We start from the raw sequence: 25814 nt of genomic DNA on the forward strand, positions 1-25814 counted from the left end.
TCAGGCCAGCAAAAACGGGGGCTAATGCGCCCCGCCGCAGACCGGGCAGTCGGCACGGCGGGAAAGCGTCAGCTTGCGCGTCTCGCCCCAGAGCCCGTCGTAGATCAGAAGCTCGCCCGCCAGCGTCTTGCCAGCGCCGGTGATGTGCTTGATCGCCTCCAGCGCCATCATCGTGCCAAGCACGCCCGGCAGCGGCCCCACGACCCCGGCCTCGGCGCAGCTCGGCACGAGGCCGGGCGCCGGGCGGGTCGGGAAGACGCATTCGTAGCAGGGTGTGCCATGAGCCGGGTCGAAGAGGCTGATCTGCCCTTCCCACTGCGTGATCGCGGCCGAGATGAGCGGCTTTTTCGCCGCCACCGCAGCCCGGTTGATCAGGTAGCGCGTGTCGAAATTGTCCGACCCGTCGAGGATCAGGTCGTAATCGGCGAAAAGCCCCGGCGCATTTTCCGCGTCCAGCCGCATCTGGTGGGGCTTCACCTCGACATGCGGGTTCAGCGCCCGCATCTGCACCTCGGCGGAGGCGACCTTGGCCATGCCGACCCGCGCCTCGGTATGGATCACCTGCCGCTGCAGGTTGGTGGCGTCGACCACGTCGTCATCGACGACCCCGATCGTGCCCGCCCCTGCCGCCGCGAGATAAAGCAGCGAAGGCGCGCCAAGCCCCCCGGCGCCGACCACCAGCACCCGCGCCTCCTTCAGCGCCCGCTGGCCCGGCCCGCCGATCTCGCGCAGGAAGATGTGGCGCGCATAGCGGTCGATCTCGGCATCGCTGAAGGGGCCGCTTTGCGCGGCTGGAGGCGGCGGGGCAGGGTCCGGCGCAGCAGGCGCGGCCCGCGCCTTCAGGCGCTTGAGCCCCAGCGCATAGGCCGCAACCAGCGCCCCGGCGCCCAGCAGCACCACCCAGACCTGCGCCGACCCACCCGTGGCGCGGCGCAGCGGATGGCCCGCCGGCAGCACCAGATGCTCCAGGATCACCAGCGCGAAAAGGATGGCGAGCGTGATCAGCCGCGCCCGCACCGTCGTGCCCATTGCCCAGCCCAGCAGCCACAGGCCGACCGCGATTGCCAGAACCAGGATCATGCCCGCCCCGTGGACCCGAAGCCGCCCGCGCCGCGCCCCGTCTCGGTCAGATCGCCGGCCGCCTCGAACCGCGCCTGCACCACCGGCGCGACCACCGCCTGGGCGATCCGGTCGCCGTGGTGGATCACGTAAGGCTCCGCCCCGAGGTTGATCACGATGATCCCGAGCGGCCCGCGATAGTCGCTGTCGATCGTGCCAGGTGTGTTCGGCAGGCTGATCCCGTGCTTCAGCGCCAGGCCGGAGCGGGGGCGGATCTGCATCTCGAACCCGTCCGGGATCTCCACCCGCAGCCCGGTCGGAACCAGCGCTCGGCCAAGCGGCGCAAGCGTCAGCCCCGCCGCCCGATCCGCCTCGGCAAGATTGGCGCGCAGATCGGCCCCCGCTGCCCCCGGCGTCTCGTAGGCCGGCAGCGGCAGCGCCCGATCGGCGCCCTCGTCCCACAGGACCCGCACCACAGGCCTCATCGCGCGGCCCCTTTTTCGTGGCCCAGATACTCCCGCCGGAGGCGCCACCTCATGCCAGGGCCTCCGCGATCCGGGCTGCGAGCCGCCGCGCCACCTCGCCCTTGGCCAGCCGCGGCCAGCTCTCCACGCCCTCCGCCGTCACCAGCGTCACCTCGTTCTCCGCGCCGCCCATGATCCCGGTCCCCGCGCTCACGTCATTCGCCACGATCCAGTCGCAGCCCTTGCGTTCCCGCTTCGCCCTGGCATGGGCCAGAACGTCATCCGTTTCCGCCGCAAAGCCCACCACGAGGCCGGGCCGTCCCGTATCCATCCGTGCCACGGTGGCCAGGATGTCCGGGTTCTCGGCGAAGTTCAGCGCGGGCGCCTTGCCCGAGCCGTCCTTCTTCATCTTGGAGGCCGCCGCATTCGCCACCCGCCAGTCCGCGACCGCGGCCGCGAAAACCGCCGCATCGGCCGGCAGCGCCGCCTCGACCGCGGCCAGCATCTCCGCCGCCGTTTCCACCCGCACCACATGCACCCCCGCCGGCGGTGGCACCGAGGCCGGGCCGGTGACGAAGGTCACCCGCGCGCCAAGCCCCGCCAGCGCCGCGCCAAGCGCCGCCCCCTGCGCCCCGGAGGAGCGATTGGCGATATATCGCACCGGGTCGATCGGCTCATGCGTCGGGCCAGAGGTGACGACGATGTGCCGCCCGGCAAGCGCCCCCGCCGCCAGCGCCGCCTCGACAGCAGAGACGATCTCCAGCGGTTCCGCCATCCGCCCGGGCCCGTATTCGCCGCAGGCCATGTCGCCTTCGTTCGGCCCGACCGTCAGCACACCGTCGCCCGCCAGCATCGCGAGGTTCCGCTGCAGGGCCGGGTGGGTCCACATCCGCACGTTCATCGCGGGCGCGATTAGCACGCGCTTGTCCGTCGCCATCAGCAGCGTCGAGGCGAGGTCATCCGCATGTCCGCCCGCCATCTTCGCCATCAGATCCGCCGTCGCCGGCGCCACCACGATCAGGTCGGCAGAGCGCGAGAGCTGGATATGCCCCATCTCCGCCTCGTCGGTCAGATCGAAAAGCGCGCGGTAGACCTTCTCGCCCGCAAGCGCGCCGACCGACAGCGGGGTGACGAATTCCTCCGCCGCCCGGGTCAGGACCGGGATGACCGTCGCCCCCCGCTCCTTCAGCCGCCGGATCAGGTCCAGCGCCTTGTAGGCCGCGATACCGCCGCCGATGACCAGAAGAATGCGCTTGCCTGCCAGCATGATATGCCCTCGTGCCGCCTACCCCGGTTCTAGGGCGCGGGCGGGCTTCGCACAATGGCGCGCGGGCAGTGGCGGCGATCAGACGAGGAAATCCTCCAGCGCCCCGCCCTGCGCCTCCAGGCTCTTGCGCATCTTGCCCAGGGCCGCAGCCTCCAGCTGGCGCACGCGCTCCTTCGAGAGCCCAAGCTCCTCGCCAAGGCTTTCCAGCGTGCGCGGCTCGTCGCGCAGCTTGCGCTCGCGCAGGATATACTGCTCGCGCTCCGGCAGGGTCTTCATCGCACCGGCAAGCCAGCCTCGCAGCGTCGCGCTGTCATGCGCGTCGGTCACCAGCTCCTCGGCCTGCGCGCCGTCATCCTCCAGTGCGTCGATCCATTCGCGGCCGTCCTCGCCCACCGACTGCGCGGCATTGAGCGAGAAGTCGGATCCCGAAAGCCGCCCCTCCATCATCTCGACATCGGCCAGGGGCACGCCCACCTCGGTCGCGATCCGCTCGCGCAGCTGGTGCGCGTCGAGCGTCTCGCCCCGCGCCGCCGCCTGCCGCTCCAGCTTGGCCTGCACCCGCTTCATGTTGAAGAAGAGCGCCTTCTGGCTGGAGGTCGACCCGGTCCGGACCATCGACCAGTTCCGCATGACGTAGTCCTGCACCCCGGCCCGGATCCACCAGACGGCATAGGTGGAGAACCGCACGCCGCGATCCGGGTCGAACTTGTCGGCGGCCTTCATCAGGCCCAGTCCGGCCTCCTGGATCAGGTCGTTCATCGGCGCGCCGTAGCGGCGGAACTTGGCGGCGACCGAGATCGCCAGCCGCATATAGGCGTTTATCAGGCGATGCAGCGCCTCTTCGTCGCGTCGATCCCGCCAGGCATAGGCAAGTTCGCGTTCCGTCTCCGCATCCAGCAATTCAGCGGACATGGCCCGGCGCGACATTCTCTGATCAAGTGGAGCGTCCACGGGCATCACAACCCCCTTCCGGCATTCGCCAGCGTAATCTCAGAATAATACGTGGGAACTCTGTCACCAGTTCAAAACATGCAGATGACATGTTTTTTTGTGATCGCTCGCGTCACGTATCTTGAACCATCGCGGATGCTGATGGCTTTCGCCGCAAAACGTCATTTCTCCGCCACGCATGCGCCGCCTATCGTCCGCAGGCCGTCACGCGGCAGACACGGCCGCAACATAGCGGCAAATTCGGAGGGCCGAAAATGACCTATGACCTCGCCATCGGAGATCGCGGCTATTCCAGCTGGTCGCTGCGCGGCTGGCTGCTGCTCGACGCCTTCGGCCTGCCCTACCGCACGCATTTCGCACGGCTTTACACCGACGAGTTGCCGAAGCTCCTCGCCGATTTCGCCCCCGCCCGCACCGTCCCCGCGCTCAAGGCCCCGGACGGCACCGTGATCCCCGACAGCCTCGCCATGGCCGAGGAACTGGCAAGCCGCCACCCCGACGCCGGCCTCTGGCCGGCCGAGCCGCGCCTGCGCGCCGCCGCCCGCACCCTCGCCGCCGAGATGCACTCAAGCTTCATGGCGCTGCGCGACGCCTGCTCGATGAACCTCCGCGCGGCCTTTACGGGCTTCCAGCCCTCCGAGCGGGTTCTGGCCGACATCGCGCGGATCGAGGCGCTCTGGGCCTGGGCCCGCGGTCTTTCCGGCAGCAAGACGCCCTGGCTCTTCGGTGCCTATTCGGCGGCCGACGCCTTCTACGCCCCGGTGGCCGCCCGCATCGCGACCTATGGGCTGCCCGTCGGGCCGGAGGCCCAGGCCTATGTCGCCGCCCATCTCGCCCATCCATCCTTCCGGCGCTGGCGGGCGATGGGGCTGGTCGACGGGCCGGACCAGCCGGCCTATGCCCTGCCGCTCGCCACCCGCCCCTGGCCCGGCCCCGCGCCGCTGGCGGCAGAGGCGGTCGCCAAAGGCCCCTCGGAAAACGCCGCCTGCCCCTATTCCGGCAAGCCCGTCACCCATTTCCTGAAGCTCGACGGCCGGGTCTGGGGCTTCTGCAACGCCTTCTGCCGCGACAAGACCGTGGCCGACCCGGCGGCCTGGCCCGCCTTCACGGCGCTTCTCGGCTGAGGCGTCAGACCGGGGCGATCCGCCCCTCGGCCAGCCGCACCACCCGGTCCATCTGATCGGCAAGCGCAAGGTTGTGCGTCGCGATCAGCGCCGAAAGCCCGGTTTCGCGCACGAGGTCCATCAGCACGCCGAAAACCTGGTCCGAGGTGCCGGGGTCGAGGTTCCCCGTCGGCTCGTCCGCCAGCAGAAGCCGCGGCCCGTTGGCCAGCGCCCGGCAGAACGCCACCCGCTGCTGTTCGCCGCCCGAAAGCGCCGCCGGCCGGTGATCGGCCCGCTTCGCGACGCCGACCCGGCCCAGCAGGTCCATCGCCCGGGTTTCGGCTTCCTTGCGGCTCGCGCCATTGGCGAGCTGCGGCAGCACGATGTTCTCCAGCGCCGTGAACTCCGGCAGCAGGTGATGGAACTGGTAGATGAAGCCCACGTCGCCGCGCCGTGCCATGGTGCGGGCGCGGTCGGGGCGGCCGCTCATCTCCGCGCCGCCGATGGCGACATGGCCCGCGTCCGGCGTGTCGAGGAGGCCAGCGATATGCAGAAGCGTCGACTTGCCCGCCCCGGAGGGCGCGACCATCGCCACCAACTCGCCGGCGGCAAGGGTCAGCGAGGCCCCGGCCAGCACCCGCACCTCGCCCGGCGTGCCCTTCAGATAGGTCTTCTCGACGCCTTCCAGCGCCAGCGCCGCCTCACTCATACCGCAGCGCCTCCACCGGGTTCATCCGTGCCGCCCGGCGGGCGGGGAAGATGGTGATGACGAAGGAAAGGCCCAGCGACAGGATCACCGCCTTGCCCACGTCCCAGAACTCCAGCTTCGCGGGCAGCGAATAGATCCCCCGGATCGAGGGATCCCAGACGCCGCCCCCGGCCCAGTAGTTCACGAAGGAGAAGATCGGGTTGATGTAGATCGCGAAAAGGCAGCCGAGCACGACTCCGATCACCGTCCCCACCAGCCCCGTCGACGCGCCGCAGATGAAGAAGACGCGCAGGATCGACCCCTCCGTCAGCCCCATCGTTCTGAGGATGCCGATGTCGCGCCCCTTGTTCTTCACCAGCATGATCAGGCCCGAGACAATGTTCATCGTCGCGATGGTGACGACGAGCGCGAGGATCACGAACATCACGTTGTCCTCCACCGTCAGCGCCTCGAGGAAGGAGCCGGAGGCATCCTTCCAGGTCCAGGCCATCGCGCCCTGGCCCGCGGCGGCCAGCAGCTTCGGCACCAGCTGGGTGACATGGTCGGGATCGGCGGTCATCACCTCGATCTGGTCGGCGACCCCCTCGCGGTTGAAATAGCTCTGCGCCTCCGCGAAGGGCATATAGACCCGGGTCTGGTCGATGTCCCAGCGCCCGGCAGAGAAGATGTAGACGACCTTGTAGGCCTTCACCCGGGGCGAGACGCCGAAGGCGGTCTTCACCCCCTCGGGCGAGATCAGCCGGACATGGTCGCCCACCGTCACCCCGAGGTTCGCCGCCACCCCCGTGCCCAGCGCGATGCCCTGGTCGAAATTCTTCAGGCTGCCGGTCGCCTTGTCGGAATGGGCGACCAGCGGGATGTTCTCCAGATCCTTCAGCCGGATGCCGTAGACCTGCACGCCGGCGTTGCGACCGTTGGCGGTGGCCATCACCTCGCCCTTGATGAGCGGCGCGGCAGTGGTCACGCCCGGCACCTTCTCCACCCGCGCGGTCATGGCGGCATAGTTCGGGATGGTGCGGCTGAGGCCCCCCTGCCCGTCGGGATGGGCCGCGGCATAGATCGTGGCATGGGCATTGGCGCCCAGGATCGTGTCGACGAACTGCGCCCGGAAGCCCGAGCGCACGGCGAGCGTCGCCACCATCGCGAAGACGGCGAGCGCGATGCCGATCAGGCTGATCCAGGTCATCACGGACACGCCGCCCTCGGCCCGTTTCGCGCGCAGATAGCGCCAGGCGATCATCCATTCGAAGGCGGCGAAGGGGCGCGTGCGGCCGGTCATCAGGGCTCCATCGGGTCCGCGGCAAGGTGGCGAGGCGCCGGCCAAAGGTCAAGGCCGCCCCGATCCCGGGCAGCCACACCTCCGTGTGCGGGCGACGACCCTTTTCACCTTGGCAAGAATATCTCACGGAGATCCGGGGGATATGAAATCCCCCGGCCTTCAACGGAGCCTCACACCCCGGCGTAGATCTCGGCGACCCGGGCCACGGCGGCCTCGGGCGACATCTCCTCGCTCTCGCCGGTCCGGCGCGAGGTCAGCTCCACCTTGCCACTCGCGAGCCCGCGCGGGCCGACGGTGATCCGCCAGGGCAGGCCGATCAGGTCCATCGTGGCGAACTTGGCCCCCGCGCGGTCCTCGCGGTCGTCGTAGAGCGGCTCGAGCCCCTTGGCGAGCAGCGCCTTCTCGATCCCCTCGCAGGCGGCGTCGGTCGCGCCGTCGCCCTGCTTGAGGTTGACGATGCCCACCGGGAAGGGCGTCACGCCCTCGGGCCAGATGATGCCCTTCTCGTCATGGCTCGCCTCGATGATCGCGCCCGCCAGGCGCGAGACGCCGATCCCATGAGAGCCCATGTGAACCGGCACCCGCCCGCCATCGGGCGTGGTCACCATCGCGCCCATCGGCTCGGAATACTTGGTGCCGAAGTAGAAGATCTGCCCCACCTCGATCCCGCGCGAGCTCTTCTGCCGCTCGGCCGGGATCTCGTGGAACAGCGACACGTCATGGGTCTCGTCGGTCCGCGCATAGGGCGTGGTCCATTCCCTGACGATCGCCTCCAGCCCGGCGCGGTCGTCGAAGTCGACCTCGCGGTTGCCGAAGCTCAGGTCGGTGATGGCGCTGTCGTAGAAGACCTCGCTCTCGCCGGTGGAGGCGAGGACGAGGAACTCATGCGTGTCGTCGCCGCCGATCGGGCCGCTATCGGCGCGCATCGGGATCGCCTGCAGGCCCATCCGCTCGTAGGTGCGCAGGTAGCTCACCATATGGCGGTTGTAGGCGTGCATCGCGTCTTCGTAGCTGAGGTCGAAGTTGTAGCCGTCCTTCATCAGGAACTCGCGGCCGCGCATGACGCCGAAGCGCGGGCGGACCTCGTCGCGGAACTTCCACTGGATCTGGTAAAGCGTCATCGGAAGCTGCTTGTAGCTTTCGACATGGGCGCGGAAGATGTCGGTGATCATCTCCTCGTTGGTCGGCCCGAACAGCATGTCGCGCTCGTGCCGGTCGCGAATGCGCAGCATCTCCGGCCCGTAGGCGTCGTAGCGCCCGCTCTCGCGCCAGAGGTCGGCGGGCTGCATCGTCGGCATCAGCACCGGGATATGGCCGGCGCGCTGCTGCTCCTCATGCACGATCCGCTCGATGTTGCGCAGGACCCGGTAGCCGAGCGGCAGCCAGGAATAGATCCCCGCCTGCTGCTGCTTGATCATGCCGGCGCGCAGCATGTAGCGATGGCTGACGATCTGCGCCTCGGCGGGGTTTTCCTTCAGAACGGGCAGGAAGTAGCGGGAAAGACGCATGGAGAACCTGTGTTGAGCTGTCGGAGATGGGCGTTCCGCTTCACCTATGCGATCCGCCATGATCAGGCAAGCGCACCGCGCCCCTCGCGGGAATGAAGCGCCGCCCTGCAGTGCCCGACCGCGGGTGGGCGCCCGGGCGCCCCGGTCCGTCCGTTTATGGTGAAGCTCCCCCAACGTCGCTCTCCACCGCGCGGGTGAAGAAGCGCCCGTGTCGGCCGGCACGGTCCCGGCCCCTTGCCCCCCTCGCCGCGCTTGCACACTGCCCCGCATTCAGCGATGACAGGGGGCGGAAGCCGGCCGGAGCGCGCAATGGGACTGCCCGTCAGAGAGCAGGCGAAATACTGGGGCATCGCCACGGCGGTGTTCCTGCTCGCGCTTTGGTTCCTCGGCGGCGTCATCCTGCCCTTCATGATCGGCGGCGGCATCGCCTATTTCCTCGACCCCGTCGCCGACCGGATCGAGCGGCTCGGCCTCAGCCGCACCGCCGCGACGGTCATCATCACCGCCATCGCGCTTCTGGTCTTCATCCTGCTCGCGCTTCTCGTGCTGCCGACGCTGGCCCAGCAGCTGATCGCGCTGATCAACGCGGTGCCGACGATCATCGCCCAGCTGCAGAAGTTCCTGTCCGAGCGCTTCCCGCAGGTTCTCGACAAGACCAGCGTCGTGCACCAGACGCTGGTCACCTTCGGCGACACGATCAAGGCGCAGGGCGGGGATCTGGCCAACCGGCTGATCTCCTCGGCCCTGTCGGTCATCAACGCTGCGCTCTTCATCGTCGTCGTGCCGGTGGTGGCCTTCTACCTGCTGCTCGACTGGGACCGCATGGTGGCCCATGTCGACGAATGGCTGCCGCGCGACTACCGCGACACGATCCGCGGTCTCGCCCGCGAGATCGACGAGGTGCTGGCCGGCTTCGTGCGCGGCCAGTTCACCGTCTGCGCGATGCTCGGCACCTATTACGCGGTCGCGCTCGCCGTGGTCGGGCTGCAGTTCGGCCTCGTCGTCGGCGCCTTCGCGGGGCTGATCACCTTCATCCCCTACCTCGGCTCGATGACCGGCCTTGCGCTCGGCCTCGGCCTTGCGCTCTTCCAGTTCTGGGGCGAGCCGGGAATGATCGTCGCCGTGGTCGCGATCTTCCTGATCGGCCAGTTCGCCGAGGGCAACATCCTCTCGCCCGCCCTCGTCGGCCATTCGGTCGGGCTGCACCCTGTCTGGCTGCTCTTCGCGCTCTCCGCCTTCGGGGCGATCTTCGGCTTCGTGGGCCTGCTGGTCGCCGTGCCGATCGCGGCCACGATCGGCGTCCTTGCCCGCTTCGGCGTCCGGCAATACCTGGAAAGCGAGCTCTACAAGGGCCGGACCGACGAACGGGACGGGGCCGCCTGAGATGCAGCGCCAGGATCCGCTTCCCCTCCCCCGTGCCCGGGCGGAGGCCTTCTCCCGCGACGATTTCTTCGCCACGCCCGCGAACGCCACCGCGCTCGCCGCGATCGAGGGCTGGCGCGACTGGCCCGAGGGCAAGCTGGTCGTCACCGGGCCGGAGGGCGCGGGAAAGAGCCACCTCGCCCGGATCTGGGCCGAGGAAGCCGGCGCCGCACTCCTCGCCCCCGCCGCCCTGCACACGGCCGACCTGCCCGCACTCGCGGCCGCCGGCGCCGTGGCGCTCGACGATGCCGAAGGCGTGGCCGGGGACCCGGAGGCCGAGCGCGCGCTCTTCCACCTCCACAACCTGATCACCGCCGGGAAGGGCGCTCTTCTGCTGGCGGCAAGCGACGCGCCGAACCGCTGGCCGGTGCGCCTGCCCGATCTCGCCAGCCGTCTGCAGGCGATCCCGCTCGCCCGTCTCGAGGCGCCGGACGAGGCGCTGATCTCCGCCGTCCTCGTCAAGCTCTTCTCCGACCGCCAGCTTGCCCCCGCGCCGGCCGCCGTGGCCTATCTCGCCCGCCACCTGCCGCGCTCGCTGGCGCTCGCCCGCCGCGCGGTGGAGCTGATCGACGCCCGATCGCTTGAGAACCGGCGCGAGATCACCCGTGCGCTTGCCGCCGACGTGCTGGACAGTCTCACCGATGCCGGACCATAATCGCGGCCTCCTCGCCCCGGATCGCGCAAACCATGATGATTGAAGCCGATTTCCTGAAAGCCCCCTTTGTCGAGCCCGCCGATCTTCCCGCCGGGGAGACCGCCGGCCCGAAGCGCTTCTTCAACCGCGAGCTTTCCTGGCTGGAGTTCAACTGGCGCGTGGTGGACGAGGCCCGCAACCCCAGGGTGCCGCTGCTGGAACGCGTCCGGTTCCTGTCGATCTCGGCCACCAACCTCGACGAGTTCTACACCGTCCGCGTCGCCGGTCTGCGGGAACTGGCCCGCGCCGGTGACTCGCTGGTCTCCGTCGACGGGCTGCCGCCCTCCGAGCAGCTCGAACAGATCGACCGCGACGCGCGGCGCCTGCTGCAGGCCCAGCAGGCCACCTGGAACAAGCTGAAGAAAGAGATGGAAGGGGCGGGGATCACCCTTCTCACCCATTCCAAGCTCACCAAGCGCGACCAGACCTTCCTCGACCGCTACTTCCTGGCCCAGGTCTTCCCGGTGCTCTCTCCGCTTGCCATCGACCCGGCCCACCCGTTCCCCTTCATCCCCAACACCGGCTTCTGCCTCGCCCTGCAGCTTGAACGCATCTCCGACCGCCGGCCGCTGCAGGCGCTGCTGCCGATCCCGGCGCAGGTGCCCCGCTTCATCGCGCTCCCGGCGGCTCCGGGCGAACACCGCTTCCTGCCGCTCGAGGAACTCCTCCTCCTCCACCTTTCCTCGCTCTTTCCCGGCTACCGCGACAACGGCCACTGCTCCTTCCGCGTCCTGCGCGACAGCGACATCGAGGTCGAGGACGAGGCAGAGGACCTGGTGCGCGAGTTCGAGGTCGCCCTGAAGCGCCGCCGCCGGGGCGAGGTGATCCGGATGACCATCACTTCCAGCGCGCCGGACGACCTGCGGCGGCTGGTGATGGACGAACTCGGCGTCACCCCCGACGAGGTGATCGAAATCCGCGGCCTGATCGGTGTGGCCGATGTGAAGGAACTTGTCCTCGACGCGCGGCGCGACCTGCAATGGCCCGCCTTCACCCCCCGCGTCCCCGAGCGGGTGCAGGACCACGAGGGCGACATGTTCGCGGCGATCCGCCAGAAGGACATGCTGCTGCACCATCCCTATGAGACCTTCGACATGGTCATCCGCTTCCTCGACCAGGCGGCGCGGGACCCGAACGTGCTGGCGATCAAGCAGACGCTCTACCGCACCTCGAACGAAAGCCCGATCGTCTCCGCGCTCTGCGAGGCGGCGGAGGCGGGCAAGTCCGTCACCGCGCTGGTCGAGCTGAAGGCCCGCTTCGACGAGGCCGCCAACATCCGCCAGTCCCGCCGGCTGGAGCGCGCCGGCGCCCATGTCGTCTACGGCTTTCTGCACCTGAAGACCCACGCGAAGATCTCCACCGTGGTGCGCCGAGAGGGGGGGGAGCTTGTCACCTACACCCATTACGGCACCGGGAACTACCACCCGATCACGGCGCGGATCTATACCGACCTCAGCTTCTTCACCTGCGATCCCTCGCTTGGCCGCGACGCGACGAAGGTGTTCAACTTCCTGTCCGGCTACGCCCAGCCCGAGGGGCTGGAAAACCTCGCCATCTCGCCCATCAACCTGAAGTCGCGGCTGCTGGAGCTGATCGCCGCCGAGGCCGAGCATGCCCGCAAGGGCCGCCCCGCCGCGATCTGGGCCAAGATGAACTCGCTGACCGAGCCGGAAGTGATCGACGCGCTCTACGCCGCCTCCGACGCGGGGGTGAAGATAAGCCTGATCGTGCGCGGCATCTGCATGCTGCGCCCGGGCGTCAAGGGCCTGTCGGAGAACATCCGCGTCAAATCGGTCGTCGGCCGCTTCCTCGAACATTCCCGGATCGTCTGCTTCGGCAATGGTGCGGGGCTGCCCTCGAAGAAGGCGCGCGTCTTCATCTCCTCCGCCGACTGGATGGAACGCAACCTCGACCGCCGGGTCGAGACGCTGCTTGAGATCCGCAACGAGACGGTGAAGGCGCAGATCGTCAGCCAGATCATGGCCGCGAACCTCGCCGACCGGGCGCAGAGCTTCGTGCTGCAGCCCGACGGCAGCTTCCTGCGCGAGCCGCCGCCCGAGACTGGCAGCCTGTTCTCCTGCCACCGCTTCTTCATGGAGAACCCTTCGCTCTCCGGCCGAGGCAGCGCCGGCGCGGCCGACGTGCCCCGCCTCGCCCATGCGGTGGACTGAGGCGCACGCCACCCGCGCCAGGCGCGCCGCCCGCATCCGCTTGCGCCCCATGCGCGAACCGCCGCATTGACGCAGCCCGTCATGGACGGCAGAGTCCCCGCGGAACGACGAAGGACCCCGGATGGACGACTCGCCTGCGCAAGCGCATGACGATTGGGGGCCGTTCGGCCGCCCTCTCTTCGATGACCCCTCGGCCCGTGCGCTCTCCCATGTCGGCGTCATCGATGTCGGCTCGAACTCCGTGCGGATGGTCGTCTTCGACGGCGCCGCCCGCTCTCCGGCCTATTTCTACAACGAGAAGATCCTCTGCGGCCTCGGCAGCGGGCTGGCGGCGACAGGCCGGCTGAACCCCAAGGGGCGGACGCGCGCGCTGGCCGCGCTCAAGCGTTTCGCCATCCTCGCCAAGGGCATGAAGATCTCGCCCCTGACCGCAGTGGCCACCGCCGCCGTGCGCGAGGCCAGCGACGGCGCCGAATTCCAGGCCGAGGTCGAGCGCGAGACCGGCATCAAGCTCTGGGTCATCGACGGGACGGAGGAGGCGCGGCTTTCGGCCCAGGGCGTCATGCTCGGCTGGCCCGGCGCCCGCGGCATCGTCTGCGACATCGGCGGCTCCTCGATGGAACTGGCGGTGATCGACGACGGTCGCATCGGCAAGCGCGTCACCTCGCCGCTCGGTCCGTTCCGGCTGCAGCAGATCGAGGGCGGGCCGAAGGCGGTGAAGAAGCACATCTCCCGGATCGTGAAGGAGCTGAAGGCCGAACTCGCCGTCGATCACGAGAAGCTCTACCTCGTCGGCGGCTCCTGGCGTGCCATCGCCCGGCTCGACATGGAACGCCGCGGCTACCCGCTGACGGTGCTGCACGAATACCGCATGACCAAGGACTCGGTGCTGGAGACGGTCGACTGGATCGCCGCCAACAACCTCTCCGACCTGCGCCAGCGCACCGGCACCTCGGCCGAACGGATGGAGCTGGTGCCGCTCGCCTCCGAAGTGCTCGCCCAGCTCGTCCGCAGCTTCCGCCCGAAGGAGATCGACGTCTCCTCCTACGGCATCCGCGAGGGGCTTCTTTACGAACACATGCCCCAGCGCCTGCGCGCCCGCGACCCGCTGATCGAAAGCTGCCGGTTCTCCGAAGCGACGATGGCCCGCATGCCGGGCTTCGGCAAGAAGCTCTTCGGCTTCCTGGAGCCGCTCTTCAAGCGCGCCCCGCCGGAGCGCCAGCGGCTGATCCGGGCGGCGTGCCTCCTGCACGACACCACTTGGCGCGCCCACCCCGATTACCGGGCCGAGGCCTGTTTCGACAACGCCACCCGCGCCAACCTCGGCGGCCTCGACCATCCCGGCCGGGTGTTTCTCGGGCTGGCGCTCCTGCACCGCTACAAGAACTCGCGCACCGGCTCGCGGCTGGAGCCGCTTTTGCAGCTGCTGACACCCGAGGAGATCACCGACGCCGAGATCCTCGGCAAGGCGATGCGCTTCGGCGCGATGTTCTCGATCGGCGATCCGCAGGAGGTGGGCGCATTGACCGTCCACCCCCGCAAGGGCCTGCTGGAGCTGCGCCTGACCCCGACCGGAGATGCGCTGTTCGGCGAGGTCGCACAGGCCCGCTTCGCCTCCCTCGCCTCCGCGATGAAGCTGCAGACCCAGGTCACCCGCGGCCGGAGCTGACAGCCCCCAGCCAGCGACCACGGAGGGCAACGCCCGACCGCGGGTGGGCGCATACCACGTCCCCGGTCTGTCCGTTTACGGTGAAGCTCCCCCTTCGCCGTTCTCCCCCGCAAGGCTGAAGAAGCGCCCGCCCGTGCGGGGGGCCGGGCGCTGCCCGGTGGTGCTTCGCACCACGCATCGGGCGGGGGCCAATCCCTTCTCCCACCGCCGTAGGGTGCGCATTCATTGCGCACCACCCTGCCCCTCCACTCCGCGACCACGGAGGGCAACGCCCGACCGCGGGTGGGCGCCAACCACGCCCCAGGTCTGTCCCTTTATGCTAAAGCTCCCCCGCCGCCGTTCCTCGCCGCGCGGGTGAAGAAGCGCCCGCCCGTCCGGGCGGTCGGGCGCTGCCCGGCGTCACTTCGTGCCGCGCATCGGGCGGGCGCCGCGCCTCCGGGCCTCAGGCCACCCGCGCCCGGCTGATCTCCTCCCATGCCTCGTTGACCGCCAGCAGCCGCCGCTCGGCCAGCTTCACGGCCTCCTTGGGCACGCCCCGGGCGATCAGCCGGTCGGGGTGGCTGTCGCGCACCGCCTGCTTCCAGGCCGCGCGGATCTCCTCCATCGCGGCGTCATGCGCGACACCCAGCACGTCATAGGGATCGCGCGGAGCGTCGGGCACGTAGCGCGCGCGCATCCCCCGGAAGATCCGCTCGCCCAGCCCGAGGTTCTCCGCCACCGCCTTCAGGAACGCGTCCTCGTTCGGGTGGTACTGCCCGTCCGCCACCGCGATGTGAAAGAGCCCTTCGAGGAGGTCCGTCAGCACCTCGTCCTCGCCCTCGAACATGCCTCGGATCCGGCGGGCATAGGTCTCGAACCCCGCCACGTCCTGCCGGGCGAGGTTGAAGACCCGGGCGGCATTGGCCTCCTCCGCCTCCGGGATCACGAAAACCTCGCGGAAGGCCGCCACCTCGTCGCGGGTGACGTGACCGTCGGCCTTGGCCATCTTCGCGCCGAGCGCGATCACCGCGATCGTGAAGGCGACCGAGCGGTCCGGGCGCTCGGCCCGGGTGAAGATCGCAGCCAGCCCCTCGCCCTTGGCAAGGGCGGCGACGGCCTCGATGATGCGGGTCCAGATCGACATGTGCGAAGCATAACCGCCTCCGCGTCCGGCGTCAGCCACAAGGCGGTGTTTTCTGCGTCAGCACAGGATCTTCTGCATCAGCACCAGATCCATCCAGCGCCCGAACTTCCAGCCCACCTCGGGCAGCACCGCGATCTCGGCATAGCCCAGCGCGGCGTGGAAGGCCCGCCCGGCCGGGTTCTCGGCGCTGACCCCGGCCCAGAGCGAATGCACCCCGCGCGCCTCGGCATGGGCCTCGATCGCCGCCATCAGCGTCCGGCCCACGCCCCGCCCGCGCGCGGCGGGGGCAAGGATGATCGTATGCTCCATCGTCCGCGCATAGCCCGGCCCGTTTCGAAAGGCGCCGTAGGTGGCAAAGCCCAGAAGCTCCTCCTCCACCGCGACGAGGAAGGGATGGCCCGCGGCGGCTTTCTCCTCCAGCGTCGCGGCGAGCCCCTCGGGCGTCTTCTCCGCGGTGGTGAAGGTCACCGCGGTGTCGCGGATGATCGGGTTCCAGATCGTGGCGATGCCGGCGCAGTCCGCCGGGACGGCCGCGCGGATCATGCAAGCACCCGCACGCCATGCGGCGTCTCGATCTCGGCGCTGAGCGCCTTCTCCGCCCCCGACACGATCTCCACCCGCGGATCGCGCAGGCGCCCGGCCAGCGCCTCCCGCAGGCCCGCGGCCTCGGGATGCGCGACAAGGAGACGCAGCAGCCGGCAGCCCCGCGCCTGAAGGCGGGGCGCCGGATGGGCGCTGCCGTTCCACTGGATCACCGCCGGAAAAGCGCCGTCGAAGGGTAGCCTGCCGTCCACCGGTACCGCCATCCGCCAGCTCAGGTCGCCCCGGGTGAAGGCCATCGGCACGCCCACACCCTCCGGCCCTCGCGCCACCTCGGCCTCCAGTTCGCCCGTGCGGACGATCCAGTTGGTCAGCCGCGGCGCCCCGGAAAAGCTGTCCATGTCGAACCAGCGCGGCCGCCCCGGCCCCTCGGCCTCCGGGTCGACCGCGATCACCTCCAGGTAGACATCGTCCAGCGCGAGAAGCGCGTTATGCGTCCCCATCGCGGCATGCCGCCCGCCGGGCTGCAGGGCGACGCCCAGTACCTCCTCCACGCGGGCCCGGCCCGCCTCCAGCCCTTCGGCCGTCACCGCGATATGGTCGAGTTCCATGGTCCTTCCCCTGATCCGGCGTCATCCTAATCGACGCCCACGCCTTCACAAGGCCCCCTCCTTGGCCTATCTCGACCTGAGAGTTCCCGACCGAGAGACGCCGATGCCCACCACCAGCGCCCTCAGCCGACTGATGAAAAGCGATGCCGCCGGCGGCATCCTTCTGCTGATCGCCGCCGCCCTTGCGATGGTGGTGGCCAATTCGTCGCTCGCGCCGACCTACAACCACCTGCTGGACGTGAAGCTTTCCGTCCTGGTGGAGGGGCACGGCCTGTCCAAACCGCTGATCCTCTGGATCAACGACGGGTTGATGGCGGTGTTCTTCTTCCTGATCGGGCTGGAACTGAAGCGCGAGATGATCGAGGGCAAGCTGAAGAACCCGCGCGACGTGGTGCTCCCCGGCCTCGCCGCGGTCGGCGGCATGGCGGTGCCGGCGCTGATCTACCTCGCCTTCAACGCCAATCATCCCGCGACGATCCAGGGCTGGGCGATCCCGGCCGCGACTGACATCGCCTTCGCCGTCGGCATCCTGGCGCTTCTGGGCAAGCGCGTGCCCCCGGCGCTGAAGATCTTCCTGCTGACGCTCGCCATCCTCGACGACATGGGCGCGATCATCATCATCGCGCTTTTCTACACGCAGGAGCTGCATGTCGATTTCCTGCTGATGGCGATCGTGCCGCTCGCGCTGCTCTGGTGGCGGCACGAACGCCAGGCGCACCGGATCGCGCCGACGATCCTGCTCGGCACCGTGCTCTGGGTGCTGGTGCTCGAAAGCGGCATCCACCCGACGATCGCGGGGGTGATCACCGCCTTCTTCATCCCGCTGAAGGACCGCTTCGGCAAATCGCCGCTCCACGCGGTGGAACACGGGCTGACGCCCTACGTCTATTTCCTGATCGTGCCGATCTTCGCCTTCGCCAATGCCGGGGTCTCGCTGTCGGGGCTGAGCGCGGATGACATGCTCTCCGCCCTGCCCCTCGGGATCGCCGCGGGGCTGGTGCTCGGCAAGCAGATCGGGGTCTTCGCCACCACCTGGGCGCTGGTGAAATCCGGCGCCGCGCGGCTGCCCCACGGGGTCGGCTGGCGCCATATCTGGGGGCTGTCCCTGCTCGCCGGGATCGGCTTCACCATGTCGCTCTTCATCGGCTCGCTGAGCTTCGACGACGCGCTGCACCTCAACGAGGTCCGCTTCGGCGTGCTCTCCGGCTCGGCGATCTCGGCGGTGCTGGGCTTCCTCCTGCTGCGCGCCGCGCCCTCGGCGGCGGAGATGGAGGCGAAGCACGAAGCGCCAAAGGCCACCGCCGAGAAGACAGCCGCCGCCGAATAGGGGAATAGCCCCCCGCGCGGCACCCCTACTTCGTGGTCAGCTTCAGCTCGATCCGCCGGTTCTGTGCCCGTGCCGCGGCCGTGTCGCCCTTGGCCACCGGCTGGTACTGGCCGAAGCCCGTCGCCGCCAGCCGGTTCGGCGGGAACCCCTGCGCGATCATGTAGCGCACGACCGAAAGCGCGCGGGCCTGGCTAAGCTCCCAGTTGTCCTTGTACTGACCATTGCCGGACAGCGGCGTGCTGTCGGTATAGCCGTTCACCTGCAGGATCCAGTTGATCCCCGCCGGGATCTGCTTGGCCACGTCCTTCAGCACCGAGGCCACATCCGCGATCTGGCTCTTGCCGGCATCCGACAGCTGCGCCGAGGCCGGCGGGAACAGCACTTCCGAGGAGAAGACGAAGCGGTCGCCCACCACTTTCACCCCGGGCACACCCGCCAGCACCTTGGAGATCTTGCCGAAGAACTCCGACCGGTAGCCTTCTAGCTGCTTGTTCTGCTCGGCCAGCAGCTTGGCCTTCTCCGCCTCCAGGTCGGCGCGCTTCTTCTGCTCCGCCGCCACCTGCGCCAGCGCGGCGTTAAGCTGGCTGCCGAGGCTGTCAATCTGCACCTTGTCCTTCTGGTCCTTCGCGGCGGAGGCGTCGAGCGTCGCCTGCAGCGAGGCAAGCTGCCCCCGCATCGCGACAAGCTGCGCGTTCAGCAGCGCCACCTTGCGTTCCGCATCGGCCGATTTCGTCTTCTCCTTCGACAGCGCCGATTTCGCGACGGCCAGCAGCGCCGCCTGCTTCTGCGCCTCGGTCAGCTTGGCCTGCGCCTCCTGCTCCGCCGTCGACTTCGCCGCCTGCGCCGCGGCAAGAAGCGTCAGCGTATCCTCCGCGCGCTTCCTCTGCTGTTCCAGCGCCAGCGACATCGCCGTCAGCTCATCCTGCGAGTTCTTCAGCTTCTGGCGCAGCGCCTCCTCGGCGGCCTGATCCGCCAGCCGCTGCTTTTCCTGCGCGGTCAGCTTGTCCTGCGCGCCCGAAAGCTGCTTCTTCAGCGCCTCCGCCGCGGCCTCCTCGGCCAGCCGCTTCTTCTCGGCATCCGAAAGGTTCGACTGCAGCGTGCTGACCTGCTGGCCCAGATCGGCATTGGTGGCCTTAGACTTGTCGAGCGCCGCCACCAGCGCGGCCAGCGAGGCGTCCTTGCTCGAAACCTGCGACTTGAGGCTGGCGATCAGCGCCTGAAGCGCATCGCTGCGGGCCGCCGCCAGCCGCGCCGCCTGCGTCTGCGCGTCGATCTCCTTGCGGGCCTTGGCCACGGCCAGCTCCAGCGCCTGCTGCTCGGTCTGAAGCTTGTCGCGCGCGGCGGTCAGGTCCTTCACCTGCTGGCCGAGGTCGGCGGCCTGCCCCCGCGCCTTGTCCCGCGCGGCCAGAAGGCTCGCCACCTGCTGTTCGAAATCGGTGATCTTCGCCCGCGCCGCGGCAAGGTCGTTCTTGCGGGCCTGAAGCTGCGTGTTCAGCGTCGCGATCAGCGCCGCCTGCTGGTCGGACTTGCTCTGCGCCTCGGCCAGCTGGTTGCTGAGCTTGCCCGCCTCGGCATGCGCCTTGGCCGCATCGGCCTTCGCCATCCCCAGCGCGTCGGCCAGGCTCTGCAGCTGCCCCGAAAGCTGGTCGAGCTGCGTCCCCTGGGTCGAGATCGTCTGGCGCAGCACGAACTGCACGATCAGGAAGATCGTCAGCACGAACATCAGGACCAGCAGAAGCGAGCTGAACGCGTCGACGAAGCCGGGCCAGATCGGCGCCTCTCCCCGGCTTCCGCGGCGGGAGAGTCCCATCGCCTACTCCCGTCCCACCGCGTAGCCGCCGCGCGAAAGCTGGCGGATCGCGGCTGTCAGGGCGGCGATGTCGCCGCGCAGGTCGTTCACGCTCTCCTGCCGGCCGGCGGAAAGCTCCTCCAGGATGCGCAGCAGCTGCACGTCGATCGAGCGCAGCCGCATCCGGCTCTCGGCATCGACATGTTCGCCGCCCTCCCCCTCGCGCGACTGCAGGGTAGAGGCCAGCCGCTCCTGCGCCCGCGCCGCCCGGTCCTGGCCCTCGACCGCGCGGTCGAGGCCGGCGGCAATCCGGTCCTGACGGTGGACGGAGGTCTCCAGCGCCTCCACCATCCGCTCCTGCACCCCCGCGCCACGATCCTGCGCCTCGGCCAGCCGGGCAAGCGCGCTGGCAGTGCCCGCCACGCCCTCCAGCCGCGAATTCAGCCGCCCGATCCCGTCGATCAGCGCGGAAAGCCGCTGCTCCACCGCCACCCGCGAGCCCTCTGACTGGGCAAAGAGCTGCTGCAGGCTCTCGATCTGCTCGGCCATATGGTCAAGCACGCCGACGACGACGCCCTGATCGAACCCGCCCTCGCCATCGCTGCCGGCAAAGCTGATCCGGGTGATGGAGGACAGCCATTCCTCCAGCTCGCGGTAGAAGCGGTTCTGGCCGTGGCTGGCGAACAGCTCCTCCAGCCCGACGATCAGCGACCCGAAAAGCCCGATGAGCGAGGAGGAGAACGCCATCCCCATCCCGCCAAGCTGGCTCTGCAGCCCGCCCATCAGCTTCTCGAAGACCTGCGTCGCGGTCTCGCCCTCCTTAGGGGCGAGGTTGCGGATCGTCTCGACGACGGCTGGAACGGTCGTGGCAAGGCCCCAGAACGTCCCCAGAAGACCAAGGAAGATCAACAGGTTGCCGATATAGCGCGTGATGTCCCGCGCCTCGTCGATCCGGGTCGCGACCGAATCGAGGATCGAGGTCGTGGCCGTCCCGCTGATCTGGCTGCGCGCGCTGCGCGAGCGCAGAAGCGTGGCGAGCGAGACCAGCAGCTCCGGCGCGCGGAAATTGTCGTGCCCCGGCACCTGGTTGACGAAATCCTCGATCCAGCGGGCCGAGAAGAACAGCTGGATCACCTGCCAGAAGCAGGAGATGACGCCGATCGCGAAGACGGCAAGGATCACCGCGTTCAGCCCCGGGTTGGCATGGTAGATGATCGAGATCCGGTCCCGGGCGAACCAGGCGCCTGCGACGACCAGCACCAGAACGATGATCATCATCGCAACCTGGCGCACGGGTCGTGAAAAATTCGCGGCGGCCTCGCGCCCGGCTCGGTCCATCTCGTCGGTTCCAGCCCTTGGAATGCGGCCCGACAATAGGCGGCAGCGCGCCCGCTGCCAACCGGCAATCATCGGTTAACGGTTCAGCCCCGCGGGATTTTCCCGATCTCGCCTACCCTCCGGGCAAGCCAGGCCAGATCCGCGTCGGCGATGCCCAGCTCCTCGAGATGCCGCGCGGTGTTCACCAGATACTCCGCATTCGGCCCCTTCCCGCCGACCGCATGCGCGATCACCTCGGCCTGCGCCTCAAGGCTCATGCCGCCCGCATATTGCCCGTGCTCGGGGTCGATCACGAAGGTCACGGCGTCGACCACGCGCCCATCGCGAAAGGAGACCTCCTGCCGCGTCTCGAAATAGGCGGACGAGATCAGCTCCCGCTCCCTGAGCGCCGCCAGCGTCTCCACCTCCGCGCCATCCTCCACCCGGAAGGCCACGCCGTCGCAATGCGCCCCCGCCCGCGCGTCGAGCGCAAGGACCAGGCCCGGCGCCTCGACCGTGCCGCGGTGATGGATCGAATGCATGCAGAACGACCGGTGCCAGCCCTCCAGCCGGGCGATCTGCCGCTCGGCCACCGGAAAGCCCGGATGCCAGATCAGCGATCCGTAGCCGAACACCCAAAGCGGTTCCGTCATGCCGCACCCCTTCCCGCTGGCTCTCGCACGGCGCCCCTTGTAGACAGCAGGGACGGGCAAGGGAAAGGGCAGAGATGCGGATTCTGACCGTCGTCGTGATCCTCGCGGCCGCGCTCTGGGGCGGCTGGTGGTTCATCGGCTCGCGCGCCGAGACCCGCGCGGTCAAGGCCTTCTTCGCGGCCGAGACGGCCCAGGGCCGCACCGCGACTTATTCGAGCCTCGGGGTCGAGGGCTTCCCCAACCGCTTCGACCTGACGGTGAACGACGTGGCGCTCGGCGATCCTGCGGCGGGGGTGACCTGGCGCGCGCCCTTCGCGCAGGTTCTCGCGCTCTCCTACAACCCCTACCATTACATCGCGGCCCTCCCCCACCGGCAGGAACTGCAGACCCCGGCGGGCACCTTCACCCTGACCTCGACGAAGATGGAGGCGAGCGTGAAATTCGCCGCCGGCCTCTCCTTCGCGCTGCGCGAATTCATCGCCGTGGTGCAGGACCCGGGCCTCGCCTCCTCCCTCGGCTGGTCCGTGAAGGCGCAGAGCCTGCGCCTCGCCGCCCGCCGCCTTCCCTCCCGCAAGACCGCGCAGGAGATCGGGCTGGAGGCCGACCAGATCACCCCCGACGCCGCCCTCAAGGCCCGGCTCGACCCGGCAGGCGCGCTCCCCGCCGCGGCCTCGCAGGCCTATCTGGATGCCGAGGCCGGCTTCGACGCGCCCATCAACCGTCACATCGGCCGCAAACCGCCGCACCTGACCGACCTCACCGTGAAGGACGCGCATCTGAGCTGGGGGCCGATGCGTCTCTCGCTTCACGGCAAGCTGACGGTGGACGCCTCTGGCAGGGCGAACGGCACGCTCGACATCAAGGCAAAGGACTGGCGCACGCTGGTGCCGATGGCCGAAGGCCTCGGCCTGATCCAGCCCGCGCAGGCGCCAACCCTGACGAACATGCTCACGGAGCTCTCGAAGGGCTCCGCCAATCCCGATGAGGTAGAGATCCCGATCTCCCTCGCCCAGGGCTGGATGAGCATCGGCCCCCTGCCCCTCGGCCCGGCGCCGTTGCTGCGCTGAGGCGGCTCAGCCGCCCTTGGAACGCCCGAAGTCCGGCGCCGCGGTGTCCTGCCCGGCCTCGATGATGCCGCGCCGGATCGCCCGCGTGCGGGTGAAATAGTCGAAAAGATGCTCTCCGTCCCCGGTGCGGATCGCGCGCTGAAGGGCAAAGAGCTCCTCTGTGAACCGGCCGAGAATCTCCAGCGTCGCCTCCCGGTTGGTCAGGAACACGTCGCGCCACATCGTCGGGTCGGAGGCCGCGATCCGGGTGAAATCCCGGAACCCCGCAGCGGAATACTTGATGACCTCGCTGTCCGTCACCCGGCGCAGGTCGTCGGCCACGCCCACCATCGTGTAGGCGATCAGGTGCGGCGCGTGTGAGGTCACGGCCAGCACCAGGTCGTGATGCGCCGCGTCCATCTCGTCGACATGCGCGCCCATCGCCTCGACCAGCGCGCGGAGCTTCGCGACGGCCTCCGCATCGGCCTCCGGCAGCGGCGTCAGCAGCCACCAGCGGTTGACGAAGAGCGTCGGAAAGCCCGAGCGCGGCCCGGAATGCTCGGTCCCCGCCAGCGGGTGGCCAGGGATGAAATGCACGCCCTCCGGCATCTCCGGCGCCACCGCCTCGATCACCGCCTGCTTGACGGAACCGACATCGGTGACGGTCGCGCCCGGCTTCAGATGCGGCGCGATCTCGCGCGCCACATCCGCCATCGCCCCCACCGGCACGGCGAGAACCACAAGGTCGGCGCCCTGCACGGCCTCGGCCGCGGTCTCGTGCACCGTGTCGCAAAGCCCCAGCTCCAGCGCCACCGCCCGCGTCTCGGCCGTGCGCGCATGGCCCGCGATCGTGCCCACCAGCCCCTTCTCGCGCATCGCCAGCGCCATCGACCCCGCGATCAGGCCCAGCCCGATCAGCGCCACCTTGTCGTAGCTCACGCTCATCCCTGCCGTCCCTTGAACTCGGCCACGGCGCGGGCGACCCGGCGGCAGCTCTCCTCGTCCCCCACGGTGATGCGCAGGCAGTGCGGCAGCCCGTAGCTCGCCACCCGCCGCACGATCAGCCCCTGCGACTTCAGGAAGCCGTCGCAGGCCTCCGCCTCCGCCGCATCGCCAAGACGGGCGAGGACGAAATTGGTCATCGACGTGTCGGAGGGCACGCCCGCCTCGGCCAGCGCCTCCGCCAACCAGCGCCGCATCCGGGCGTTCTCGGCCCGGCAATGGTCGACGTAGGCCTGGTCGCGCACCGCCGCCTCGGCGACCTCCAGCTGCGTGCCCGAAAGGTTGAACGGCCCGCGGATCCGGTTCAGCACGTCGATGATCGCGCGCGGCCCGTAGCCCCAGCCGATCCGGAGCCCGCCGAGCCCGTAGATCTTCGAAAAGGTCCGCGTCATCACCACGTTCTCGCGGCGCGAGACGAGTCCGGCATGGCCGTCGAACCCGTCCACGAACTCGGCATAGGCCCCGTCGAGCACCAGGATCGCCTGAGCCGGCAGCCCGGCGGCCAGCCGCTCCACCTCCGCCTCGCCGATCATCGTGCCGGTCGGGTTGTTCGGGTTGGCGAGGAAGACGAGCTTCGTGCGCTCGGTGCAGGCCGCCAGAAGCGCATCGACATCCGTCACCCGCTCCCGCTCCGGCACGGCGACGGGCGTCGCGCCCACCGCACGGGCGGAGATGTCATACATCAGGAAGCCGTGCTCGGTCCTCAGCACCTCGTCGCCGGGGCCGGCATAGGCCTGGCAGAGGAAGGTGATGATCTCGTCCGATCCCACCCCGCAGATGATCCGCGCCGGATCGAGCCCGTGGACCTCGCCGATCGCGCCGCGCAGACCCGCGTGGTCGGTCGAGGGGTAGCGGTGCAGGGTCTCGGCGGCGCGTGCATAGGCGGCCTTGGCCTTGGCCGAGGGTCCGAACGGATTCTCGTTCGAGGACAGCTTCACCACGTCGTTGTGGCCCGCGATATGCGACTGCCCGCCCTCGTAGAGCGCGATGTCCATGATGCCGGGCTGCGGGCGGATGGCGTCTGCCATGGTCTTCTCCGATGGATCGGGGCGGTTCTAGCGGCGGGCCGGGGTTAAGGGAAGCGGCATGTCGGGAAAACGGAAAAGGGCCGCACCGGATGGTGCGGCCCTCCAAAGGCATGACCCATCCGTAGGGGGATCAGTTCTTGGCGTAATATTCGACGACGAGGTTCGGTTCCATGTGCACCGGGTAGGGCACGTCGCCCAGCCCCGGGGTGCGCACGAAGGTCGCCGTCATCTTCGAATGGTCGGCCTCGATGTAGTCGGGCACGTCACGCTCGGCGAGGCCGACGGCCTCCAGCACGATGGCGAGCTGCTTCGACTTGGCGCGCACCTCGATCACGTCGCCTTCCTTCACGCGGAACGAGGGGATGTTGGTGCGGCGGCCGTTCACGGTCACATGGCCGTGGTTCACGAACTGGCGGGCGGCGAACATGGTCGGCACGAACTTGGCGCGGTAGACGACCGCGTCCAGACGGCGCTCCAGCAGGCCGATGAGGTTCTCGCCGGTGTCGCCCTTGACCCGTTCGGCCTCGGCGAAGACGCGGCGGAACTGCTTCTCGGTCACGTCGCCGTAGTAGCCCTTCAGCTTCTGCTTGGCGCGCAGCTGCGTGCCGAAGTCCGAGAGCTTCTGCTTGCGGCGCTGGCCGTGCTGGCCCGGGCCGTATTCGCGCTTGTTGACCGGGGACTTCGGACGGCCCCAGATGTTCTCGCCCATGCGGCGGTCGATCTTGTACTTGGCAGAGGTGCGTTTGGTCACCGCTGTTCTCCTTCTCGAGGCCCCAATGGGGCGATATGAAGGGCGTTGTCCTCTTCCTCGGCCCGGATCGGGCTTCGGACGACAGGCATCCCCTCGCGGGGGCCCCCAACACCAAATGAATGCCCGGCCACGAGGGCCGGGACAGCGGGGCTTATACAGGCGCGGACGGGGGAGTCAACGGGCGGGAGCGTAAGGGGAAAGGAATAAAGGCCCCCAAGCTCCCCCGGCCCGAAACAGCGGTGCGCAGCACCGCCGGGCCAGCGCCCGTCCGCCCCCAAGGGCGGGCCCGGCCCCTCCTCACCACGAAGCCCGTAGGGTGCGCATTCATTGC

The 25814-nt window shown here is 69.3% G+C and carries 23 protein-coding genes; 7 read left to right on the forward strand and 16 right to left on the reverse strand.

From position 1 onward, the window contains the following. Positions 1-21 precede the first annotated feature (21 nt). The 4 genes from EIP85_RS07480 to EIP85_RS07495 form a co-directional block, all read right to left on the reverse strand. Positions 22-1080 (reverse strand): HesA/MoeB/ThiF family protein, encoded by a 1059-nt coding sequence (locus EIP85_RS07480; protein ID WP_127901549.1) that lies wholly within the window; start codon positions 1078-1080, stop codon positions 22-24. After that, positions 1077-1544 carry a dUTP diphosphatase gene (dut, locus tag EIP85_RS07485; RefSeq protein ID WP_127901550.1) on the reverse strand — a complete coding sequence of 156 codons (468 nt, stop codon included), beginning with the start codon at positions 1542-1544 and terminating at the stop codon, positions 1077-1079. The genes EIP85_RS07480 and dut overlap by 4 nt, the downstream gene beginning before the upstream one ends. A gap of 49 nt (positions 1545-1593) precedes the next feature. Further along, positions 1594-2790, reverse strand: coding sequence for a bifunctional phosphopantothenoylcysteine decarboxylase/phosphopantothenate--cysteine ligase CoaBC (gene coaBC / locus EIP85_RS07490; protein WP_127901551.1), 1197 nt, complete (start codon positions 2788-2790; stop codon positions 1594-1596). A 78-nt stretch (positions 2791-2868) separates the two neighbouring features. Continuing rightward, on the reverse strand, positions 2869-3747 hold the full coding sequence (locus tag EIP85_RS07495) for an RNA polymerase factor sigma-32 (protein WP_127901552.1): 879 nt from the start codon (positions 3745-3747) through the stop codon (positions 2869-2871). A 248-nt stretch (positions 3748-3995) separates the two neighbouring features. On the opposite strand from EIP85_RS07495, the gene EIP85_RS07500 reads away from it, so the two are divergent. Further along, positions 3996-4865, forward strand: coding sequence for a glutathione S-transferase (locus EIP85_RS07500; RefSeq protein WP_127901553.1), 870 nt, complete (start codon positions 3996-3998; stop codon positions 4863-4865). 4 nt (positions 4866-4869) lie between these two features. On the opposite strand, the gene EIP85_RS07505 is transcribed toward EIP85_RS07500, so the two are convergent. From EIP85_RS07505 to proS, 3 genes are all read right to left on the reverse strand, one after another. Beyond that, a complete protein-coding gene (locus EIP85_RS07505) occupies positions 4870-5553 on the reverse strand; it encodes an ABC transporter ATP-binding protein (protein WP_127901554.1) in 684 nt (227 codons plus the stop codon). Next, complete coding sequence (locus EIP85_RS07510; protein ID WP_127901555.1) at positions 5546-6832, reverse strand: lipoprotein-releasing ABC transporter permease subunit; 1287 nt, start codon at positions 6830-6832, stop codon at positions 5546-5548. The genes EIP85_RS07505 and EIP85_RS07510 overlap by 8 nt, the downstream gene beginning before the upstream one ends. Before the next feature lie 170 nt (positions 6833-7002). Beyond that, the gene (proS, locus tag EIP85_RS07515; RefSeq protein ID WP_127901556.1) at positions 7003-8340 is read right to left on the reverse strand and encodes a proline--tRNA ligase; all 1338 of its coding nucleotides are present in this window, start codon (positions 8338-8340) and stop codon (positions 7003-7005) included. A gap of 309 nt (positions 8341-8649) precedes the next feature. Between proS and EIP85_RS07520 the strand changes: the two genes are divergently transcribed. The 4 genes from EIP85_RS07520 to EIP85_RS07535 all read left to right on the forward strand — a co-directional run bounded on the left by EIP85_RS07520 (position 8650) and on the right by EIP85_RS07535 (position 14296). Next, a complete protein-coding gene (locus EIP85_RS07520; protein ID WP_127901557.1) occupies positions 8650-9723 on the forward strand; it encodes an AI-2E family transporter in 1074 nt (357 codons plus the stop codon). Position 9724: 1 nt separating this feature from the next. Continuing rightward, positions 9725-10417, forward strand: coding sequence for a P-loop NTPase family protein (locus EIP85_RS07525; RefSeq protein ID WP_127901558.1), 693 nt, complete (start codon positions 9725-9727; stop codon positions 10415-10417). Between the two features lie 35 nt (positions 10418-10452). Next, positions 10453-12627: an RNA degradosome polyphosphate kinase gene (locus EIP85_RS07530; protein ID WP_127901559.1), complete on the forward strand. Its 2175-nt coding sequence runs from the start codon at positions 10453-10455 to the stop codon at positions 12625-12627. Positions 12628-12748: 121 nt separating this feature from the next. After that, positions 12749-14296, forward strand: a complete 1548-nt coding sequence (locus EIP85_RS07535; protein ID WP_127901560.1) for a Ppx/GppA family phosphatase — start codon at positions 12749-12751, stop codon at positions 14294-14296. 442 nt (positions 14297-14738) lie between these two features. Here EIP85_RS07535 and EIP85_RS07540 read toward each other — a convergent pair whose 3' ends face one another. From EIP85_RS07540 to EIP85_RS07550, 3 genes are read right to left on the reverse strand one after another with little or no spacing between them, the layout of a single operon-like run. Beyond that, on the reverse strand, positions 14739-15419 hold the full coding sequence (locus EIP85_RS07540; RefSeq protein ID WP_127901561.1) for a molecular chaperone DjiA: 681 nt from the start codon (positions 15417-15419) through the stop codon (positions 14739-14741). Between the two features lie 57 nt (positions 15420-15476). Then, positions 15477-15962 carry a GNAT family N-acetyltransferase gene (locus EIP85_RS07545; RefSeq protein WP_127901562.1) on the reverse strand — a complete coding sequence of 162 codons (486 nt, stop codon included), beginning with the start codon at positions 15960-15962 and terminating at the stop codon, positions 15477-15479. Further along, positions 15959-16570 carry a VOC family protein gene (locus EIP85_RS07550; protein WP_127901563.1) on the reverse strand — a complete coding sequence of 204 codons (612 nt, stop codon included), beginning with the start codon at positions 16568-16570 and terminating at the stop codon, positions 15959-15961. The genes EIP85_RS07545 and EIP85_RS07550 overlap by 4 nt, the downstream gene beginning before the upstream one ends. Positions 16571-16673: 103 nt before the next feature. Between EIP85_RS07550 and nhaA the strand changes: the two genes are divergently transcribed. Further along, positions 16674-17897, forward strand: a complete 1224-nt coding sequence (nhaA, locus tag EIP85_RS07555; RefSeq protein ID WP_127901564.1) for a Na+/H+ antiporter NhaA — start codon at positions 16674-16676, stop codon at positions 17895-17897. 25 nt (positions 17898-17922) lie between these two features. Here nhaA and EIP85_RS07560 read toward each other — a convergent pair whose 3' ends face one another. The 3 genes from EIP85_RS07560 to EIP85_RS07570 form a co-directional block, all read right to left on the reverse strand. Continuing rightward, on the reverse strand, positions 17923-19707 hold the full coding sequence (locus EIP85_RS07560) for a peptidoglycan -binding protein (protein ID WP_127901565.1): 1785 nt from the start codon (positions 19705-19707) through the stop codon (positions 17923-17925). 3 nt (positions 19708-19710) lie between these two features. Next, positions 19711-21024 carry a biopolymer transporter ExbB gene (locus EIP85_RS07565; protein WP_127901566.1) on the reverse strand — a complete coding sequence of 438 codons (1314 nt, stop codon included), beginning with the start codon at positions 21022-21024 and terminating at the stop codon, positions 19711-19713. 83 nt (positions 21025-21107) lie between these two features. Further along, a complete protein-coding gene (locus tag EIP85_RS07570; protein ID WP_127901567.1) occupies positions 21108-21656 on the reverse strand; it encodes a gamma-glutamylcyclotransferase in 549 nt (182 codons plus the stop codon). A 74-nt stretch (positions 21657-21730) separates the two neighbouring features. On the opposite strand from EIP85_RS07570, the gene EIP85_RS07575 reads away from it, so the two are divergent. Beyond that, positions 21731-22723, forward strand: a complete 993-nt coding sequence (locus tag EIP85_RS07575) for a DUF2125 domain-containing protein (protein WP_127901568.1) — start codon at positions 21731-21733, stop codon at positions 22721-22723. 6 nt (positions 22724-22729) lie between these two features. Here the strand turns inward: EIP85_RS07575 and EIP85_RS07580 are convergent, their stop codons facing one another. The 3 genes from EIP85_RS07580 to rpsD form a co-directional block, all read right to left on the reverse strand. Beyond that, positions 22730-23647, reverse strand: a complete 918-nt coding sequence (locus tag EIP85_RS07580) for a prephenate/arogenate dehydrogenase family protein (protein ID WP_127901569.1) — start codon at positions 23645-23647, stop codon at positions 22730-22732. Then, positions 23644-24732, reverse strand: coding sequence for a histidinol-phosphate transaminase (gene hisC / locus EIP85_RS07585; protein ID WP_127901570.1), 1089 nt, complete (start codon positions 24730-24732; stop codon positions 23644-23646). Before hisC ends, EIP85_RS07580 begins: the two co-directional genes overlap by 4 nt. 130 nt (positions 24733-24862) lie before the next feature. Beyond that, positions 24863-25483, reverse strand: a complete 621-nt coding sequence (rpsD, locus tag EIP85_RS07590) for a 30S ribosomal protein S4 (RefSeq protein WP_127901571.1) — start codon at positions 25481-25483, stop codon at positions 24863-24865. Between the last annotated feature and the right edge of the window lie 331 nt (positions 25484-25814).

It is taken from the genome of Solirhodobacter olei (assembly GCF_004010155.1).
In the GTDB taxonomy this organism is placed as follows: Bacteria; Pseudomonadota; Alphaproteobacteria; order Rhodobacterales; family Rhodobacteraceae; genus Solirhodobacter; species Solirhodobacter olei.

Excerpts from the sequence above, each read along its gene's own strand:
- EIP85_RS07500 (WP_127901553.1), top strand. The coding sequence starts at position 3,996 with ATGACCTATGACCTCGCCATCGGAGATCGCGGCTATTCCAGCTGGTCG.
- EIP85_RS07550 (WP_127901563.1), bottom strand. The coding sequence starts at position 16,570 with ATGGAACTCGACCATATCGCGGTGACGGCCGAAGGGCTGGAGGCGGGC.
- nhaA (WP_127901564.1), top strand. The coding sequence starts at position 16,674 with ATGCCCACCACCAGCGCCCTCAGCCGACTGATGAAAAGCGATGCCGCC.
- EIP85_RS07520 (WP_127901557.1), top strand. The coding sequence starts at position 8,650 with ATGGGACTGCCCGTCAGAGAGCAGGCGAAATACTGGGGCATCGCCACG.
- EIP85_RS07510 (WP_127901555.1), bottom strand. The coding sequence starts at position 6,832 with ATGACCGGCCGCACGCGCCCCTTCGCCGCCTTCGAATGGATGATCGCC.
- EIP85_RS07545 (WP_127901562.1), bottom strand. The coding sequence starts at position 15,962 with ATGATCCGCGCGGCCGTCCCGGCGGACTGCGCCGGCATCGCCACGATC.
- EIP85_RS07575 (WP_127901568.1), top strand. The coding sequence starts at position 21,731 with ATGCGGATTCTGACCGTCGTCGTGATCCTCGCGGCCGCGCTCTGGGGC.
- EIP85_RS07505 (WP_127901554.1), bottom strand. The coding sequence starts at position 5,553 with ATGAGTGAGGCGGCGCTGGCGCTGGAAGGCGTCGAGAAGACCTATCTG.
- hisC (WP_127901570.1), bottom strand. The coding sequence starts at position 24,732 with ATGGCAGACGCCATCCGCCCGCAGCCCGGCATCATGGACATCGCGCTC.
- EIP85_RS07525 (WP_127901558.1), top strand. The coding sequence starts at position 9,725 with ATGCAGCGCCAGGATCCGCTTCCCCTCCCCCGTGCCCGGGCGGAGGCC.
- EIP85_RS07530 (WP_127901559.1), top strand. The coding sequence starts at position 10,453 with ATGATTGAAGCCGATTTCCTGAAAGCCCCCTTTGTCGAGCCCGCCGAT.
- coaBC (WP_127901551.1), bottom strand. The coding sequence starts at position 2,790 with ATGCTGGCAGGCAAGCGCATTCTTCTGGTCATCGGCGGCGGTATCGCG.
- EIP85_RS07480 (WP_127901549.1), bottom strand. The coding sequence starts at position 1,080 with ATGATCCTGGTTCTGGCAATCGCGGTCGGCCTGTGGCTGCTGGGCTGG.
- EIP85_RS07535 (WP_127901560.1), top strand. The coding sequence starts at position 12,749 with ATGGACGACTCGCCTGCGCAAGCGCATGACGATTGGGGGCCGTTCGGC.
- proS (WP_127901556.1), bottom strand. The coding sequence starts at position 8,340 with ATGCGTCTTTCCCGCTACTTCCTGCCCGTTCTGAAGGAAAACCCCGCC.
- EIP85_RS07540 (WP_127901561.1), bottom strand. The coding sequence starts at position 15,419 with ATGTCGATCTGGACCCGCATCATCGAGGCCGTCGCCGCCCTTGCCAAG.
- EIP85_RS07570 (WP_127901567.1), bottom strand. The coding sequence starts at position 21,656 with ATGACGGAACCGCTTTGGGTGTTCGGCTACGGATCGCTGATCTGGCAT.
- EIP85_RS07565 (WP_127901566.1), bottom strand. The coding sequence starts at position 21,024 with ATGGACCGAGCCGGGCGCGAGGCCGCCGCGAATTTTTCACGACCCGTG.
- EIP85_RS07495 (WP_127901552.1), bottom strand. The coding sequence starts at position 3,747 with ATGCCCGTGGACGCTCCACTTGATCAGAGAATGTCGCGCCGGGCCATG.
- EIP85_RS07560 (WP_127901565.1), bottom strand. The coding sequence starts at position 19,707 with ATGGGACTCTCCCGCCGCGGAAGCCGGGGAGAGGCGCCGATCTGGCCC.
- dut (WP_127901550.1), bottom strand. The coding sequence starts at position 1,544 with ATGAGGCCTGTGGTGCGGGTCCTGTGGGACGAGGGCGCCGATCGGGCG.
- EIP85_RS07580 (WP_127901569.1), bottom strand. The coding sequence starts at position 23,647 with ATGAGCGTGAGCTACGACAAGGTGGCGCTGATCGGGCTGGGCCTGATC.